19 protein-coding genes and 1 other annotated feature are annotated in these 16401 nt (G+C 39.7%); of the genes, 1 reads left to right on the forward strand and 18 read right to left on the reverse strand.

Annotated elements, in window-relative coordinates; all coding sequences use genetic code 11:
• Positions 1-106: 106 nt before the first annotated feature.
• Positions 107-1075: a phosphotransferase gene (locus tag AC4BHA_RS08035; protein ID WP_139892615.1), complete on the reverse strand. Its 969-nt coding sequence runs from the start codon at positions 1073-1075 to the stop codon at positions 107-109.
• Positions 1072-2805, reverse strand: a complete 1734-nt coding sequence (gene safA / locus AC4BHA_RS08040) for a SafA/ExsA family spore coat assembly protein (protein ID WP_490558404.1) — start codon at positions 2803-2805, stop codon at positions 1072-1074. Before safA ends, AC4BHA_RS08035 begins: the two co-directional genes overlap by 4 nt.
• A 170-nt stretch (positions 2806-2975) precedes the next feature.
• On the opposite strand from safA, the gene AC4BHA_RS08045 reads away from it, so the two are divergent.
• Positions 2976-3515 carry a transcription repressor NadR gene (locus AC4BHA_RS08045; RefSeq protein WP_490558405.1) on the forward strand — a complete coding sequence of 180 codons (540 nt, stop codon included), beginning with the start codon at positions 2976-2978 and terminating at the stop codon, positions 3513-3515.
• A gap of 92 nt (positions 3516-3607) precedes the next feature.
• On the opposite strand, the gene pheA is transcribed toward AC4BHA_RS08045, so the two are convergent.
• From pheA to radC, 16 genes are all read right to left on the reverse strand, one after another.
• Positions 3608-4450 (reverse strand): prephenate dehydratase, encoded by an 843-nt coding sequence (pheA, locus tag AC4BHA_RS08050; protein WP_139892651.1) that lies wholly within the window; start codon positions 4448-4450, stop codon positions 3608-3610.
• Between the two features lie 60 nt (positions 4451-4510).
• Entirely contained in the window at positions 4511-4963 is a 453-nt protein-coding gene (locus AC4BHA_RS08055; protein ID WP_066105503.1) for an ACT domain-containing protein, read from the reverse strand.
• A 40-nt stretch (positions 4964-5003) separates the two neighbouring features.
• Positions 5004-6293 carry a GTPase ObgE gene (gene obgE, locus AC4BHA_RS08060; RefSeq protein WP_490558406.1) on the reverse strand — a complete coding sequence of 430 codons (1290 nt, stop codon included), beginning with the start codon at positions 6291-6293 and terminating at the stop codon, positions 5004-5006.
• A gap of 42 nt (positions 6294-6335) precedes the next feature.
• Positions 6336-6866 (reverse strand): Spo0B domain-containing protein, encoded by a 531-nt coding sequence (locus AC4BHA_RS08065; RefSeq protein ID WP_066105512.1) that lies wholly within the window; start codon positions 6864-6866, stop codon positions 6336-6338.
• 225 nt (positions 6867-7091) lie between these two features.
• Positions 7092-7382: a 50S ribosomal protein L27 gene (gene rpmA / locus AC4BHA_RS08070; RefSeq protein WP_066105513.1), complete on the reverse strand. Its 291-nt coding sequence runs from the start codon at positions 7380-7382 to the stop codon at positions 7092-7094.
• 15 nt (positions 7383-7397) lie between these two features.
• Positions 7398-7721 (reverse strand): ribosomal-processing cysteine protease Prp, encoded by a 324-nt coding sequence (locus AC4BHA_RS08075; RefSeq protein WP_066105516.1) that lies wholly within the window; start codon positions 7719-7721, stop codon positions 7398-7400.
• A 10-nt stretch (positions 7722-7731) separates the two neighbouring features.
• Positions 7732-8040 carry a 50S ribosomal protein L21 gene (gene rplU / locus AC4BHA_RS08080; RefSeq protein ID WP_066105519.1) on the reverse strand — a complete coding sequence of 103 codons (309 nt, stop codon included), beginning with the start codon at positions 8038-8040 and terminating at the stop codon, positions 7732-7734.
• 13 nt (positions 8041-8053) lie between these two features.
• Positions 8054-8126: a sequence feature (ribosomal protein L21 leader region), on the reverse strand.
• 47 nt (positions 8127-8173) lie between these two features.
• Positions 8174-9670 carry a ribonuclease E/G gene (locus tag AC4BHA_RS08085; RefSeq protein ID WP_490558407.1) on the reverse strand — a complete coding sequence of 499 codons (1497 nt, stop codon included), beginning with the start codon at positions 9668-9670 and terminating at the stop codon, positions 8174-8176.
• Between the two features lie 57 nt (positions 9671-9727).
• Positions 9728-10594 (reverse strand): M50 family metallopeptidase, encoded by an 867-nt coding sequence (locus tag AC4BHA_RS08090; RefSeq protein WP_066105525.1) that lies wholly within the window; start codon positions 10592-10594, stop codon positions 9728-9730.
• Positions 10587-11381, reverse strand: a complete 795-nt coding sequence (locus AC4BHA_RS08095) for a M23 family metallopeptidase (RefSeq protein ID WP_181162035.1) — start codon at positions 11379-11381, stop codon at positions 10587-10589. Before AC4BHA_RS08095 ends, AC4BHA_RS08090 begins: the two co-directional genes overlap by 8 nt.
• Before the next feature lie 119 nt (positions 11382-11500).
• On the reverse strand, positions 11501-12304 hold the full coding sequence (gene minD, locus AC4BHA_RS08100) for a septum site-determining protein MinD (protein WP_066105532.1): 804 nt from the start codon (positions 12302-12304) through the stop codon (positions 11501-11503).
• Between the two features lie 2 nt (positions 12305-12306).
• The gene (minC, locus tag AC4BHA_RS08105; protein WP_066105536.1) at positions 12307-12990 is read right to left on the reverse strand and encodes a septum site-determining protein MinC; all 684 of its coding nucleotides are present in this window, start codon (positions 12988-12990) and stop codon (positions 12307-12309) included.
• Positions 12991-13066: 76 nt separating this feature from the next.
• Positions 13067-13582 (reverse strand): rod shape-determining protein MreD, encoded by a 516-nt coding sequence (mreD, locus tag AC4BHA_RS08110; RefSeq protein WP_066105539.1) that lies wholly within the window; start codon positions 13580-13582, stop codon positions 13067-13069.
• The gene (gene mreC, locus AC4BHA_RS08115; protein WP_066105543.1) at positions 13579-14451 is read right to left on the reverse strand and encodes a rod shape-determining protein MreC; all 873 of its coding nucleotides are present in this window, start codon (positions 14449-14451) and stop codon (positions 13579-13581) included. The genes mreD and mreC overlap by 4 nt, the downstream gene beginning before the upstream one ends.
• A 55-nt stretch (positions 14452-14506) precedes the next feature.
• Positions 14507-15523 carry a rod shape-determining protein gene (locus tag AC4BHA_RS08120; protein WP_066105546.1) on the reverse strand — a complete coding sequence of 339 codons (1017 nt, stop codon included), beginning with the start codon at positions 15521-15523 and terminating at the stop codon, positions 14507-14509.
• Positions 15524-15685: 162 nt separating this feature from the next.
• Positions 15686-16375, reverse strand: coding sequence for a RadC family protein (radC, locus tag AC4BHA_RS08125; RefSeq protein WP_139892620.1), 690 nt, complete (start codon positions 16373-16375; stop codon positions 15686-15688).
• Between the last annotated feature and the right edge of the window lie 26 nt (positions 16376-16401).

The raw sequence follows: 16401 nt of genomic DNA on the forward strand, positions 1-16401 counted from the left end.
CGCTTCTTTCCAAGCTCATGACAAAAAAGATGAACATCCACGACGCTCATCTTTCAATTATCTATTGGTTATTTCACTATTCCTTACATTTTTGCACGATTAATTTTTACAAAAGCCCTATCTTCGACTTCAATTCTCTAAAAAAATAGATTCTCTTTGGTAAATCTTCCACGGTAATATCCCAAAGGGAGTCGAGACGACGGTTGGAACTCCATAATTGATCACGGCAGATGCGATTCCATTCTCTATAAATATCTGTTGGAAAACTAAGCCCAATCAAAAAGAAAGGATTATCCCGATATTTTTTAAACTGAGGAAAAGTAAGAATCTCTTTCAATGAGCAATTATTAAAAATTAGCAATCTGTTGGCATACTGTAAATAATCTATCATAGGCGGTGCTTCAGCCATCAAATCAAAATCAATAAGGAGAAGCTCACCATCATCTTTTCTAAAAAAATTGTGATGTGCCAGGTCGCCGTGAATGATAACAGGATCTTCATCCACTTCCTCAAGCTCGTATGAACCCAGCTTATCCAATGCCCATTCTCCCATTCTTAAATACTCGGTCAGCATCGAGTCGGGAATAACTCTGTTGAGCATATTCCTATTAGATGTAAATTCTCCTAATCGTTCTCTCCATTTTGACACTTGTGAAAAAGTGTGTTTTTCCACTGTCAAATCATTGATGATCGTAGCAGAGGCCTCATGCATCTTATTTAACAATGTCAAACCTTCTAATCGCTCCGAATAATTTTCATACGTAAAGCTTCTTGGATGCTTCGTTAAATATTCTATAAAACCGATTGATTTACCTTTGCATCCAAACGGTTTAATTTCATCGGAAAACACATAAGCTCCATTGAACCCTGCTTTTCGCAGCTTTTTTAAAAATTCGAGTTGCATGAGTAATCTTTTTTGATTTACAAATTGTTTGGCGATAAATATACCCTTATTTGTACTAACCTTAATCAATCTTGGTTTGATAGCTTTCATCTCATAAACTACGATATTTTGTTGACTTAAATAAGCAAGGAGGCAGTCTTTTAGACTGCCTCCCTCCTGCTCCCTCATCATGATTGACCTTCTTGCTCACTGCTTTCTTCCTGTGTCCTTGGCATATCAAATGCTGCCGGCTCGATATGCGGTATCACATGCTGGCCATCGGGATTGTAGGAAGGAGATCCTGTTTCAAACTGCTGACCCCCATACCTTTGATGAAATTGGGAATCCTGAAAAAACGGTTGTTGAGCAGCATGCTGATACATAGGGTGACTCATGCCTTGCTGGTCATACTGACCCATTTGTTGACCCATTCCTTGTTGGTCATACTGGCCCATTGAATGACTCATACCTTGTTGGTCATACTGACCCATTGGCTGACTCATACCTTGTTGGTCATACTGACCCATTGGCTGACTCATACCTTGTTGGTCATACTGGCCCATTGAATGACTCATACCTTGCTGGTCATACTGACCCATCGATTGACTCATACCTTGCTGGTCATACTGACCCATCGATTGACTCATACCTTGCTGGTCATACTGACCCATTGGCTGACTCATACCTTGTTGGCCATACTTGCCCATTGAATGACTCATACCTTGTTGGTCATATTGATTCATTGGCTGATAAAAAGACCCCTGTGCTCCTGTATCAGAACAGCCGCAGCCTTTCGGTATATACCCATCAAATGGAATATATTGCTGTTGTTGCTGTTGCTGTTGATAATGATGATCCATCATATGGCTTGACGATTCCATTCCATAGTGTGAAGATTCAAACCCATAATGCCCAAATCCTGGATGTTGATAGTAGCCTTGTGTTCCCTGTACAGGGAATTGGCCATACGGGGACATCGTTCCGCCTTGATGATACCCTTGCTGCTGCGGATAATAATCCCCATGGTGGCCTCCCATCTTATGGCTTGATTCGTGGTGCCCATAGTGAAAGCTTGAACTGTCTTCCATTCCGTCTCCATGACCCCAGTAAGGCTGGTGGAAAGACGGTTGGTGATAAGACGGTCCAGTCATATATGACTGATTAAAATAAGGCGTTGGATAGGCCATGCATGGATGCATCATAACTGGCGGGCAGCATGGATCATAATATGGAATCATAGGCGGACAATATTCCGGCATATACTGCGGCATTGGCTGCGGTTTCGGCATTGGCATGGGCTGTGGCTTCGGCATTGGTTTTTCCATTTTCTTCGGCTTTTCTTTTATGATTGGCTTTTCTTTTATGACTGGCTTTTCTTTTATGACTGGCTTCTCTTTAACTTTAGGTACCTCCTTAATAATAGGCATAGGAGGAGGTGTTTGCATTTCCATTTTGGCCATATTCATTAAATAATAGTTGTTGATATCAATTTCTGGTACAACAGGTTTTACAATGGCCTGTGGGGCGACATACGGCATTTTAGGCATTTCTTTAACAGGCTTTTCTTTTTTAATATCCATCGGTTGTATTGGCATCTCCTTCACTGCTGGTGGTGGTGACACAATCGGCATCTCTTTCGGTTTACTCGGAACTGTCTCGGTCTCTGCTTTTATACTTTCCTTCACATTTGAACTCCCACCTGAAATAGGAACTTCCTTTACGGTTCCAAAATTAATCTTTGTATTGCCTCCTTTTTTTACAGATGGAGACGTATTATCGGGTATTTTAATTTTCATGCCAGGCATCAGCATATCCGGATTGCTGAGCTGTGAATTCATTTTCTTTAATGTTTCAAAATTCACTCCATATTTCTTAGCAATCTTCCATAATGTGTCGCCCTTTTGGACGATGTGTATTTTCACGCATAATCCCTCCCTACGCATATGTCCATATATACTATGATTGATTGGGCAGATTGCTATTGATTTAAGAAAATTTATGCGGAATTATTCTGGTTTATGAAGGAAATCCCTCTATGTTACAATAAAGACAACCAGTATTTTAAAATAACACCTAAGCAAGGAGGGCATAAGTGATGACCCAGAAAAAATATACAACAGAAGAACGGCGTAAATATATCCTATCCATTTTAAAAGAACGTCATGAACCGATTACAGGAAGTGAGCTCTCTATTATTTGCTCAGTCAGCCGCCAAATCATAGTTGGAGATATTACCTTGCTTAAAGCACGGAATGAACCAATCATAGCCACGCCAAGTGGGTACATTTATATACATCAAATCGATCCAAAATTGGAACGGAAAACAAGGATTATTGCGAGTTTCCATGCACCTGAACAAGCAGAAGAGGAACTACTGCTTTTAGTGGACTGCGGTGTTACGGTGAAGGATGTAAAAGTGGAACATCCCATTTACGGTGACTTAACAGCATCCATTATGGTCAGCACCAGACAAGATGTCCGGCAGTTTATCGCCAATCTAAAAAATACAAATGCCTCTCTCTTGTCCCAGTTAACAAATGGTTTACATCTTCATACCATTGAAGCTGCAAGTGAAGCGGAGCTCGAGCAAGCAGTACAGGCATTAAGAAATGCAGGTTTTTTGAAAGAATAAAAAGATATGCTGCGCAATTTTAATTATGTAAAAGAATAAATAGGACCCCTGCTGAATATAGCAGGGGTCCTTCGTTTAATCTTGAGTGATGATTAATAACTATAATAACTGCCCATAACCGTGACTTGGCAACCCAAGGCTTCCATTTCGGCAATGGCACCAGGCAACAGAATATCATCCATCTTTTGTTCGATATCGATAATGAAGAAATAGTTGCCAAGTCCTGTTTTTAATGGTCTGGACTCGATTTTGGAAAGGTTAAGCTTCCTCCACGAAAAGGCTGATAACACTTGATGGAGAGCTCCGGCATGGTCAGCTGGAAGCAATACCATAATCGTTGTTTTTTCTCCTTTTTGTTGAATAGGAATCATTTTTTCCGATAACGGCTTATGGCCCAGAATAACAAATCGTGTACGGTTATGAGAATAATCGTGTATATCCCATTTAACAATCGAAAGTCCATATTCTTCAGCAGCCATTTCATTTGCAATCGCTGCTGTCAACTCATCCGGATGCTCTTGAATATAGTGAGCGGCTGCAGCAGTGGAGGTAATACTTTCACATCGTACGCCTTTCATATCCCCATGCAGGAATTTGTGACATTGGGCTATCGCATGACTGTGCGAAATAATCCGATCTATCCTGGTTAACTCATTGACATGAGAAGGATGAACCATTAAATGCTGGCGAATAGGGGCGGAAAACTCTGCAACTATCGGAATCGGGACTTCATGAATCAAATAATCCAGTGTGATATTGACTGATCCCTCCAAAGCATTTTCTAATGGAACAACCGCATAATCAACCAGCTTAGCTTCCACAGCATCCATACATTCAGGAATTGTCATAAATGCCTGCCTTTGTCCATAGGAAAATAATTTTGATGCTGCCAAATCACAAAATGTAGCTTTTGGCCCTAGATAGGCAATACGTATGTCCAAAGTGTTCTCCCCCTGCTCTAAACCTCTCTGTTTCTCTATCTATGTATTTATTTTTCAAGCTCCTGAGCCTAATATTTCAACCTTATCCACGAATTCAAGCCTTTTTAAACGGTTTATAAATTCGTTCATTTCCATATGCATCTCACCTGTATTTAACGATAAGGTTACATTTGCACGTCCCTGAATCGGAATGGTTTGATGGATGGTCAGCACGTTGCATCCCGAGGATGCAACGATACCGAGTAATTCAGAAAGCGTGCCTGACCTGTCTTCCAAATGGAAAAATAGCGTAATAATTTTTTCTTTTACCACTGAATGAAAAGGAAAAACTGTATCTCTGTACTTATAAAAAGCACTTCTGCTTAAATCGACGCTTCTAACAGCCTCCCAAACAGAAACAGCCTTTCCTCTTTCAATCATTTCTTTAGCCTGCAAAGTTTTTTGCATCGCCTCAGGCAATACATCTTCCCTGACTAAATAAAATTTCTTATCAGCTTTATTATGCAAGCAAGTTCACCCTCTTTGGAACCATCCTTAAACTTTGTGCTTAATCTACAAATTCAAATTCATATTCCATTAAACGAACAATATCTCCGTCAACTGCTCCGCGCTGTCTAAGAGCTTCATCCACACCCATTGCTCTAAGCTGGCGGGCAAAGCGTTTAATAGATTCATCACGGCTGAAGTCTGTCATCTTGAATAGTTTTTCAAGCTTATCGCCAGTAACAACAAAGGTACCGTCCGATTCTCGTGTAATAACGAATTCTGCTTTTTCTGCCTCATGTTTATAGAGAACACGATGAACACCGCTTGTCTCTTCTTCATGCTCAAGCGGGAATTCCGGAGTTTCCTCAATTTTATCGGCAACAGCAAACAGTAATTCACGCAAGCCTTCATGAGTAACCGATGAAATCGGGAAGACTGGTACATCATCTTCTAGCTGTTCTTTAAAAGCCTTTAAATGCTCTTCAGAATCAGGCATATCCATTTTACTTGCTGCGATAATTTGCGGCCTTTCCGTTAGGCGTAAATTATACTCTTCAAGTTCCTTATTAATTGTCACATAATCTTCATAAGGATCACGGCCTTCCTGACCGGACATATCAATGACATGGACGATTACACGCGTACGCTCAATATGGCGCAGGAATTGATGACCCAGCCCAACACCTTCATGAGCCCCTTCAATCAGTCCAGGTAAATCTGCCATGACGAAGCTGCGTCCATCTCCGGTTTCAACCACACCTAGATTAGGGACAATCGTAGTGAAATGGTACTCAGCAATCTTTGGCTTGGCAGCTGAAACAGACGATAGCAATGTGGATTTACCTACACTCGGAAATCCAACCAAGCCTACATCTGCCAGTAATTTCAATTCCATAATTATATCACGTTCAACCCCTGGTTCACCCTTCTCAGATAGTTCAGGAGCTGGGTTTGCAGGTGTAGCAAAACGAGTATTACCACGTCCGCCTCGTCCGCCCTTCGCAATAATGGCACGCTGGCCGTGTTCGGTTAAATCTGCAATAATTTCACCAGTATTGGCATCTGAAACAACTGTGCCCGGAGGAACTTTGACAATCATGTCAGCTGAATTCTTACCATGCTGATTTTTAGACATTCCATGTTCCCCTCTGGGTGCTTTAAAATGCCTTTTATATCGGAAATCCATTAGTGTGCGAAGTCCTTCTTCTACTTCAAATACAACATTTGCTCCATGGCCTCCGTCTCCACCGGCCGGACCGCCCTTAGGTACATACTTTTCTCTTCGGAAAGCGACCATTCCATTGCCGCCATCTCCACCTTTAACGTAAATCTTGACTTGATCCACAAACATGGGTGGTAACACCTACTTTCTGCTTTTGCAACTCTTTGATTGTTATCTTACCGTTATTTCAAAATAAAAAGAATTAATATCCTCTGTAATGCCCGATATTTTTAAAGGCTCTTTTACCTGAAACATTTTTATTAATTCTTCTTTATTGTTTACTGGTCCCTGAAAATCAAAACCAATCTTTAATGAATCCTCATCTGTTTTGCTGAGCAGGATGGTTAAATGCAGGATATCTAATGCTTCTATTTGCCTATTCACTTCATTGAAAAACTTCTTCATCCAATTGGTTATCAATTCATCCAATTCCGGATAGCCTTTTATATCATCCATAATTTCATATGTAATATGGAATTTGTAATGAAGCCACTTACCTGTCAATAAAAGTTCGGAAAGCATCGGCATATTCATATTTGAGATTTTCGCTTCCTGTTGTGCTTCAATAATGATTTCATCTACAAGACCAGATACTCTATCCATTTTACCTAATGCCATATTTCCTTTAATCAGCTGTATTTTGTTTAACCAATCATGACGTGCATGCCTCAGTAATTCTACAGTCGTCCATTTTGTTTCCATCTTAATACATTCTCCTGTCGGATTGGAATAATGAGGTCCTGGAAAAATCGCAAATCATCTATTACAGTATAACAAATTTAGCGGAGTTTCAGGAGAGGAATATATTCGCCAGCAGTAAATAACTTGGGGTACATACGGAAGTATAATGGTTTTAACCAAAAAAACTCATATCTAAAAAAGAAAACTCCAACCAACAAGGTTAGAGCTTCTTTTGACTGTTACTTATTATGCTTCTTGTGCTACTGGGTAAACGCTGACTTGTTTCTTGTCACGACCCAAGCGCTCAAATTTAACAACTCCGTCAATTTTAGCGAAAAGAGTGTCGTCTCCACCACGGCCAACGTTCAAACCTGGATAGATTTTTGTACCACGTTGACGGTAAAGGATAGAACCACCACTTACGAATTGTCCATCAGCACGTTTAGCGCCAAGACGTTTAGAAATGGAGTCACGACCGTTCTTTGTAGAACCTACTCCCTTTTTGGAAGCGAAGAACTGAAGATCCAATCTTAACATGTATTCCACCTCCTGTTAGCTAAGAATAATTTTCATGTATCTACCATAGTCACGTTCAATCGTTTGTAAGGAAACAAGCATGCCTTCGAGTAACAATTGTACCTTGTCATCGCTATCCGTTTCCGGAAAATGGACTTCAAGAAAACCGCCATCTTTACCTGCCTGTTTAATGATGGGTTCAACAGTAGTTAAACTCATCACGGCATTTACAGAGCCAAAAGCTACTGCAGATACCCCTGCACAAACGATATCCTGACCTTTTTGTGCAAAATCGGCGTGTCCTGATATACTGAACGAAGAAATTCGCTCATCAGCTCGCACTACCTTTACTTTAATCATACGCGTCGCCTTAGAAGCTAATCTTTTCGATTGTTACTTTTGTGTAAGGCTGACGGTGACCTTGTTTTTTACGGTTGTTCTTTTTCGCTTTGTATTTGAAAACGATGATTTTCTTTTGTTTGCCGTGTTTTTCAACTTTACCTGTTACAGTAGCGCCTTCAACAACAGGGCTTCCAACTTTCACATCTTCTCCACCTACAAAAAGAACTTTATCGAAAGTAACGATGCCACCTTCTTCAACGTTCACTTTCTCAACGTAGATAGATTGACCTTCTTCTACTTTCACTTGCTTTCCACCAGTTTCAATAATTGCGTACATACCTGCACCTCCTTAATTGTCTAAGACTCGCCGACGACAGGCGCCATAATGGACTTATTACCTGACGTGTGCGGTTGTAGCATGGGTGCTACAAACTTAACATAAAAATACTATCATAATCAGACAAACATTGTCAATCATGATTTACTAACATACGGATAATAGGCTTGTTTTTTATTCCTTCCTCTGTACGCTTCAAACGCTCTTCAAGATCCTTCTTATTTCCGAGGGCTCGAATTTCAAAACGATTGGCCCCTGTCATTCTTCCCTCCGTCACAAATATATTTTTAGTGCCTGACAGGATATGTATTTTCACCGCATGAATATTGTCCTTGATATACGTGTAAAAGGATGAATCAACCACAACCCATACAGAATCATCCAAGCTGTATTTTAATGCCTCTAACTGACGTTCCAATTCATATATCGCGCTCTGACGGCTTTTTATTAATCCTGTTCCGCTGCATTCCAAGCAGTCTTCTTGAAGAATTTCATATAAATCCGGACCTTCTTTTTTTCGTGTTATTTGCATGAGTCCTAGTTCGGTAAACCCAATGACCACAGAACGCAGCGGATCATCTTTTAAGGCTGTTTCCATTGCTGCCTGTACTTGATGACGATGCTCAGGGGATTTCATATTAATAAAGTCAATTACAATAATCCCGGATAAATTGCGCAGAATCATCTGTCTTCCTACTTCTGTTGCGGCGAGTATATTTGTATCCAAAATTGTTTTATTTATGTCGTGCTTTCCAGTAAACTTACCCGTATTTACATCTATCACATGCATGGCTTCTGTTTTCCCAAAAAGTAAATACGATCCGTTCGAAAGCCAGACTACCTTTTTGACTGCTTTCTCCAATTCTTCAGTAACGCCGTGGGAATCATACAGACCCACTTTATCCTTTTGAAGCTTTGCTTCCCATGTTTCAGGTAGTACAGAACGGAGTAATTGCATTCCTTCTGCAGAATTAGTCCAAAGGTCCCCAGTTGTCCCTGTTGTCCAGCTTTCTATCAGATTCAGAATGCGATTTTGATCGCTTATAAGCGCTGGAGCTTTACTTTTTGACGCTTTTCTTTGTAATTGCTCATAACGTTCACGCAACTCGCTAAGCTTCGAGATAAAGGATTCTTCATCCGCATCCAAGAATGATGTACGAACAATCACACCTTCATCTTTTTGCAGATTCTTGGCTGTTATATGTTTCCACTTCTGAACAGTCTTCCTATCTGCTTTTTTAGAAGTACGGACAAAATGTTCCCCCTTTATATAAACAATTTCAGGCGAAGAAACTTCAATTAACGCACTTATTTTAGCGCCTTTCGTTCCTTCTGGGTCCCGCAGAATGCGTACAAGCAGCTTTTCACCTTGCTTTACATATGTTTTTGCCTCAGGGTCTAAATGGTAGTTCGGCGTTTCTTCAAATGGCAAATAGGCATTTTTATCAAACCCAATATCCACAAAAGCTGCGTTCATACCCGGTACAATTTCCCGAACAATTCCAATGTAAACATTGCCGGCAAATGGGCCCTGCCCTTCTCTTTCAATATGTATCCTCATCAGCTTATCATCTTGCAATAAACCGAGACGTCGTTCCGTTCCTTGAAAATCAAGCACTATTTTTTTCATTAAAAAAATCCTCTCGTTGGCTCATTAATCTTACTTTAACGAGTCAGGAGAGGAGCGTCAATAAGGATACAAAAGTTCTCCAATAGGCCGATATGCCAATTTTGATGTAAAACAGGCATGTAAAACCTCCGCTTCATCCAGCTTCCCTAATTCTTCATCCTTGTTTTTCACGATTATAATATGCTTATTGTCTCTACGGAAATCCTCAAGTATTTTATAAATCTTTATATCCTTTTCCGCTTCCAGCCGTGATATCGCTCTAATATCCTTATTATGTCCATAATGTCTTTCCATCAAAAAGCGTAAAAATACAAATTGACGGTGTTTCCACTCCTTCCATAAAGAAAAGATCAGAAAGCCAACAACCATCCACCAATTCATATTTAGCGGATTAACAGCGACCAATCCGATTAAAGCAAGAAACAGACTGACACCGGAAATGATAATAATTAGACGGTGCGCATGCAGGAAGGGCATCCGCTTGCTTAATAAAACAAACAACGCTTTTCCTCCATCCAGGGGCCAGATAGGGGCTAAATTTATAAATAAAACAATAAAATTATATAGAATTAAACTGGTATAGATATAATCTGATATAAAGCCAATTGTGTAAAAAAGATAAGTCAGCAGCAAAATCCAAACATGCTGCAAAGGACCGGATGCCAACACAATTAATTCCTCATGCCATGGCCGGTTTCCATGCTCATCTGTCTCCAGCTCTCCGCCAAAAGGCAAAAGTGTAACTGATTTTATCCTCCAGCCAAATAACTGCGCAGCAATAGCATGACCCAGCTCATGACATAATACGATTGCAAACATTAAAAGCAATTCAGTAAACCTGGCTGTCAACACACCAAGAGCAAGTAACAACCAGGTTAATGGATGAATGCGTATTTTCGTAAGCACAGGCCATATTTTATTCAAACGAGATCACCTCATTAGGATCAATAAACTTTCCATTGGCTTTCAATGCAAAGTAAAACTCCCCCTTGTCCGGCTCATCCGACGGCGATACTATTCCTACCTTCGTTCCTTTCTTAATTTGTTCATACAAATTGACGTTTATCTCCTGCAGGTGAGCGTACCATGATTCACTCTTATCCGGATGCTGGACAATAACTGTTTTTCCGTGTGTCTCCTTCTCACCTGCGTAGATAACGACCCCCTCTTTAATCGTGTCAACCGATGTATTATTGGATGTTTTGATTAAGACCCCCTGTCCATCCTTCACAAAGCTTTTCATAATGGTGCCTGTTGCCGGCGTGGCAAAACGATTATCAGCAGCATTATTATTTTTAGATTCATTCACCGATTCCTCAGGCAAAAAAGCAAATGGCTTTCCGACTGTATCCTCAAACCAGCTAGATACTGACGCAAATTGAAATTCCTTCTGATAGACTTGGTCAAGGGTAGTTTTCGCTGTCTGGGTCCATGGAGCAGAAGTTCGATAAATAATGGCCATGCACAAAACCAAACAAACAGAAGCAAGGATACGAAATAAGATCCAATCTTTGTTTATAATAGGCGGCTTTTTATGCTCACTCACCCCTTCTTCATATACGAAAACATTTTCAGAACCCCATTCTTTCTCATCTTCCATTTCCGGCCATGTCGGTCTTTCATTCCTCTTACTGGCATTCATCATTCTTTCCCGATTTTTTCTTCTCTCGGCAATGCGCTTACGAACTTCTGAGCTACTTTGGCTGCCCATCCTTTCACCTCTCTTATACAGCTCTTTTCTAAAAGATATGTATAGTCGGTCCAAGCTATGCCATGCAGACATACAAAAAAGGACCTCTAATCAGTTTGATTAGAGGTCCTCACTTACTATTACTTAACACCAAATAATTTTTTTATCCGCTTAAACATTCCTGTTTTCTCATCTTCAAGTGGTTTTAGCGGAATGGATTCACCTAAAATACGTCTCGCAACGTCTCGATAGGCAACAGATGCTCGATTATTCGGGTCAAACACAATCGGCTCTCCCTGGTTTGAACCCTTAATTACGTCATCATCATCAACTACAATCCCAATCAAATCAATGGATAGATGAGTAGTAATTTCATCAATATCTAGCATATCGCCCATTTTTAGCATATGATTTCGAATACGGTTGATGACTAGTTTTGGAGATTCGACATTTGGTTCCTTCTCCAATAACCCGATAATCCGGTCCGCATCTCTGACTGCAGATGTTTCAGGTGTCGTTACAACAATTGCTTTATCAGCGCCAGCCACTGCATTTTTGTACCCTTGTTCGATACCGGCTGGACAATCAATAATGATATAATCAAAATCTTGTTTCAAAGTATCAATTAACTGCTTGACCTGTTTTGGATTTACGGAGGTTTTATCCGCTGTCTGTGCTGCAGGCATTAAATAAAGACGATCATCAAAACGCTTATCTTTCACAAGCGCCTGATGGATTTTGCATCTTCCTTCAATCACATCTACCAAATCGTAGATAATACGATTTTCAAGGCCCATTACTACATCCAGATTTCTCAAACCTATATCAGTATCGACCAAACAGACTCTTTTCCCCATTAACGCTAAGGCAGTTCCGACATTGGCAGTAGTAGTCGTTTTCCCTACTCCACCTTTACCGGATGTTATTACTATGGCCTCTCCCATGGCTATACGCCCTCCTCAAATAAGGATAAATTAGGTCTCACTTTACATAAAACTTGTAATCTATCAAAAATCATCTCACCAGATTGATCTAAATAAGCACATTCCATTTTGTGGTCATCCTGCTCATCATAATCAAAAGAGTTATATAAAACATCTCCAATAACGATTTGGGATGGCTTAAACACAGATGCAGACACGACACATTCTTTATTGCCGTGTATACCTGCCAGCGCCTTCCCCCGCAGTGTACCCATAATAAAGATATTACCGCCGGCTTTAACGGTCGCACCGGGATTTACATCTCCTATTAAGAGCATGTCACCCTTCACTTCCAAAACTTGACCCGAACGGACAATCCTCACGATTTTTGTCACAGCCACTTCTTCAGCCAATCTTTTGGCTTCTTCATGCAAAATAACATTAGATTCAACATTATTTACAACCATGTATCCCTTTTTTTCTACTAAATCGACCAAAGCTTTCGCTTGTTCGTCCGTTAAATAACGATTACCGGTATGTATGGTGACATGAATACTTGATGTTGTTTCAATCGTTGAATTATGAATAGACAATTTTTCATCCAAATCTCTTAAAGCTTCAGAAATAGATGAATGATCATCAATCACAATCGTTAAACCTTGTTTACTTCCTTTGATCATAACATGCTGAATATTCTTCTTTCCCATGACGTCGTGCTCACCTCAATGCAATTTAATTCGACATGAGCGCTGACAATTCCTTTTTTTATAGAATCAATACCGTTTAATTATCTTCTTCAACAGTCCATTTTTTAATCCACTTAGCAAATACATAAGCGAACAGGAGTAGGAAGATTAGATTCAGAATTAAGGTAGGCAGCAATCTCATACGTGCAAATTCAATGAACGTCAATGAAGTATAACCAATTAAGGTATTCACCTCATAGACGATAATTTCTAAAATAGATATAGCAAGCAAACATACAGTTGAGACTATCCCAAGATTAATTTGCAGTACTTTCATCAGTTGAGTTGAGAAGTACACCATTAACGGCAAAGTGAATAAATAAACACCCAATACTTCTGTATAGACGACATCATAGAAGATTCCCATAACAAAAGCATATATGATTGCCATGTTCCTTTTTCCGTACACCCCTAAAAACACTAGAAAGATAATAATAAACCTTGGCACCAAGATGTAGGGTGTTGTATATAATTTCGCCGAAAATATTTCAACAAAAATCCCTTCAGATATAAAAACAAGGACAGCTAAAAGGAAGATTTTAAACCTTATCACAGGTCATCCCCCTCAGTGCTATCTGTATCTACAGTAGTCATTGTACGTTTTACAATCATTACGTTATTCAAATCATAGAAATTAGCTGCCGGCTTAACCAAAGCTGTTTGGGTTAATCCGTATTGATCGATAACGACCTCCTTAACCGTACCTATGACTAAACCTTCTGGGAACACCCCTCCAAGACCGGATGTTGTCACATTCTCACCTTTTTTAATTTTAGCATCATAATGGAGACCTGTTAATAGCAAGGCTTGCTTATCTTCATCATATCCTTGGATAAATCCATATGATTTTTCTTTACTTTGCACCATTGCTGAAATACGGTTTTGCGGATCAAGAGCCGTCATTAATTGTACTGTAGAGGTAAATTGAGAAACACTTTTGACCTTTCCAATCAATCCCTCAGCAGTAATTACAGCCATATTTTTCTCAATCCCATTTACACTGCCCTTCGAGACCGTCAATGTTTCATGCCATCTCTCCGGACCTCTGCCAATGACAGTTGCATGAGAAACTGTATGATCACTTAAATCTTCTTTTTTCTTAAGTATATTGCTTAATTCCTCATTTTCTTTTTTCAAATCATATATCTCTGTTTCCAACTTCACATATTCTTCCAGGCGTGATTTAAGATTCTTATTTTCTTCATATGTATTCCTTAAATCTGAAAGATTCTCAAAAAAGCCCGCTACAGCAGAAGCGGGCTTATGGAAAATTGTTTGAACAAAGCCGGCCGAGTCCTTCATAAACTGTTCAGGCCAGCTCAATTCATCCCTTTCCCGAAGTGAGAACCCAATCAAAGCCACCAGAAAGATGATGCTAATCAGCAAGATAATCAATTTTTTGTTTAAGAAAAATTGTGGCATATCCTTGCTCCTCTATCATTATTATCCTCTTTCAGGATTTTTGCGTTCTATTATATTATCTTGAATCTTTTACTTTTGATTTGAACAAATGAATATGATCAAGTGCCTTACCAGTACCAATTGCTACACAATCCAATGGATTTTCAGCAATTAGAACAGGCATTTTTGTTTCTTCACTGATCACTTTATCCAGGTTGCGTAATAATGCGCCACCACCTGTTAGAACGATTCCGCGATCCATGATATCAGCAGCAAGCTCAGGCGGAGTTTTTTCAAGCGTATTTTTAACCGCATCTACAATCGCATACACTGTGTCATGAAGAGCTTTTGCAATTTCATCAGCAGTGATTTCAATTGTTTTTGGTAAGCCTGTTAATAAGTCACGGCCGCGAATCTCCATGTTTTCAATATCTTCAGGATCACCAGCTGAACCGATTTCAAGCTTAATAGCTTCAGAAGTTCGATCACCAATCATCAAATTGTAGTTTTTACGGATATAGTTAATAATCGCTTCATCCATTTCGTCTCCTGCGATACGAATAGATTGGCTAGTCACAATACCGCCCAAAGAAATAATCGCGACTTCAGTTGTACCGCCACCGATATCTACAACCATGCTGCCTGTTGGTTCCCAAACAGGTAAGTTTGCTCCAATAGCAGCTGCAAACGGTTCTTCAATTGTATAAGCATCACGTGCCCCGGCTTGTCTAGTTGCGTCAACAACAGCTCTCTCTTCAACAGCTGTAATTCCGGATGGAACACATACCATTACATATGGCTTACGTGCAAATAAACCTTGGTTTTTTAACGCTTGTTTCATATAATATTTCATCATGGTTGCAGTCGTATCATAATCAGCAATAACGCCATCTTTCATAGGGCGCAAAGCCACAACATTACCAGGTGTACGGCCGATCATATTTTTCGCATCATTACCGACAGCAACAATGGATTTTGTATCTGTTTGAAATGCAACAACGGAAGGCTCACGTACTACAATGCCTTTTCCTTTAACATAAACAAGTGTATTGGCGGTTCCTAAATCAATTCCTAAATCTCTATTTCCAAGCATCTTTTAATATCTCCCTTTCTGAAACATATTCCATATTAGGTACGAGTTTTTTTATTTTCTTTTTCATATCATAAAGTTAAGTTCTTCAGTAATGTAATGAAAAATAAATTCTTTAAAAAGCATACGTAATATTATAGCTCATCCTCATGTGAATTCCTAGTATTATAAATATCCTTTTTCTTTAAGACTTACATATTTTTTCTCTCCGATAACCAAATGGTCTAAAAGTTCTATTCCCATAATTTTCCCACATTCAGCTAGACGTTTGGTTACTTCTATATCTTCTCGACTTGGAGTGGGGTCTCCTGAAGGATGGTTATGCAAGCATATTATAGATGCTGCTGATCTGCGGAGAGCTTCTTTGAAGACTTCACGGGGATGGACAATTGAGGCGTTTAAACTGCCGATAAAGATTGTTTGTTTATGGAGTATTTGGTTTTTCGTATTTAAATATATACATACAAAATGTTCCTGTGATAAAAAACGCATATCATTCATACAATAATTGGCACAGTCCTCTGGCGAACGAATCACGTACCTCTCTTCATTCGTCAAATTGCTGATTCTTCTTCCTAATTCCATAGCTGCAGCAAGCTGCACAGCTTTTGCTTCCCCAATACCTTTAATGCTAGTCATTTCTTCAATACTTGCCTCTTTCAAAAGACGCAGCCCGCCAAACTTAGCCAAAAGTTGGTTAGCCAGATTCATCACTGAATCTTCCTTTGTTCCAGTCCTTAAAAGAAGTGCCAGTAACTCTTGGTTTGACAGACTTTCCGGTCCAAATTGGATAAACCGTTCTCTTGGGCGATCATCCTTTGGATAGTCTCTTATCATGATTTGCGTTGTATCCATCCATATTCTCCATTCCATTGACGGAG

Source organism: Pradoshia sp. Z3_51 (assembly GCF_058215915.1).

Excerpts from the sequence above, each read along its gene's own strand:
- AC4BHA_RS08035 (WP_139892615.1), bottom strand. The coding sequence starts at position 1,075 with ATGATGAGGGAGCAGGAGGGAGGCAGTCTAAAAGACTGCCTCCTTGCT.
- obgE (WP_490558406.1), bottom strand. The coding sequence starts at position 6,293 with ATGTTTGTGGATCAAGTCAAGATTTACGTTAAAGGTGGAGATGGCGGC.
- AC4BHA_RS08065 (WP_066105512.1), bottom strand. The coding sequence starts at position 6,866 with ATGGAAACAAAATGGACGACTGTAGAATTACTGAGGCATGCACGTCAT.
- rpmA (WP_066105513.1), bottom strand. The coding sequence starts at position 7,382 with ATGTTAAGATTGGATCTTCAGTTCTTCGCTTCCAAAAAGGGAGTAGGT.
- AC4BHA_RS08075 (WP_066105516.1), bottom strand. The coding sequence starts at position 7,721 with ATGATTAAAGTAAAGGTAGTGCGAGCTGATGAGCGAATTTCTTCGTTC.
- rplU (WP_066105519.1), bottom strand. The coding sequence starts at position 8,040 with ATGTACGCAATTATTGAAACTGGTGGAAAGCAAGTGAAAGTAGAAGAA.
- AC4BHA_RS08085 (WP_490558407.1), bottom strand. The coding sequence starts at position 9,670 with ATGAAAAAAATAGTGCTTGATTTTCAAGGAACGGAACGACGTCTCGGT.
- AC4BHA_RS08095 (WP_181162035.1), bottom strand. The coding sequence starts at position 11,381 with ATGGGCAGCCAAAGTAGCTCAGAAGTTCGTAAGCGCATTGCCGAGAGA.
- minD (WP_066105532.1), bottom strand. The coding sequence starts at position 12,304 with ATGGGAGAGGCCATAGTAATAACATCCGGTAAAGGTGGAGTAGGGAAA.
- minC (WP_066105536.1), bottom strand. The coding sequence starts at position 12,990 with ATGGGAAAGAAGAATATTCAGCATGTTATGATCAAAGGAAGTAAACAA.
- mreC (WP_066105543.1), bottom strand. The coding sequence starts at position 14,451 with ATGCCACAATTTTTCTTAAACAAAAAATTGATTATCTTGCTGATTAGC.
- AC4BHA_RS08120 (WP_066105546.1), bottom strand. The coding sequence starts at position 15,523 with ATGCTTGGAAATAGAGATTTAGGAATTGATTTAGGAACCGCCAATACA.
- radC (WP_139892620.1), bottom strand. The coding sequence starts at position 16,375 with ATGGATACAACGCAAATCATGATAAGAGACTATCCAAAGGATGATCGC.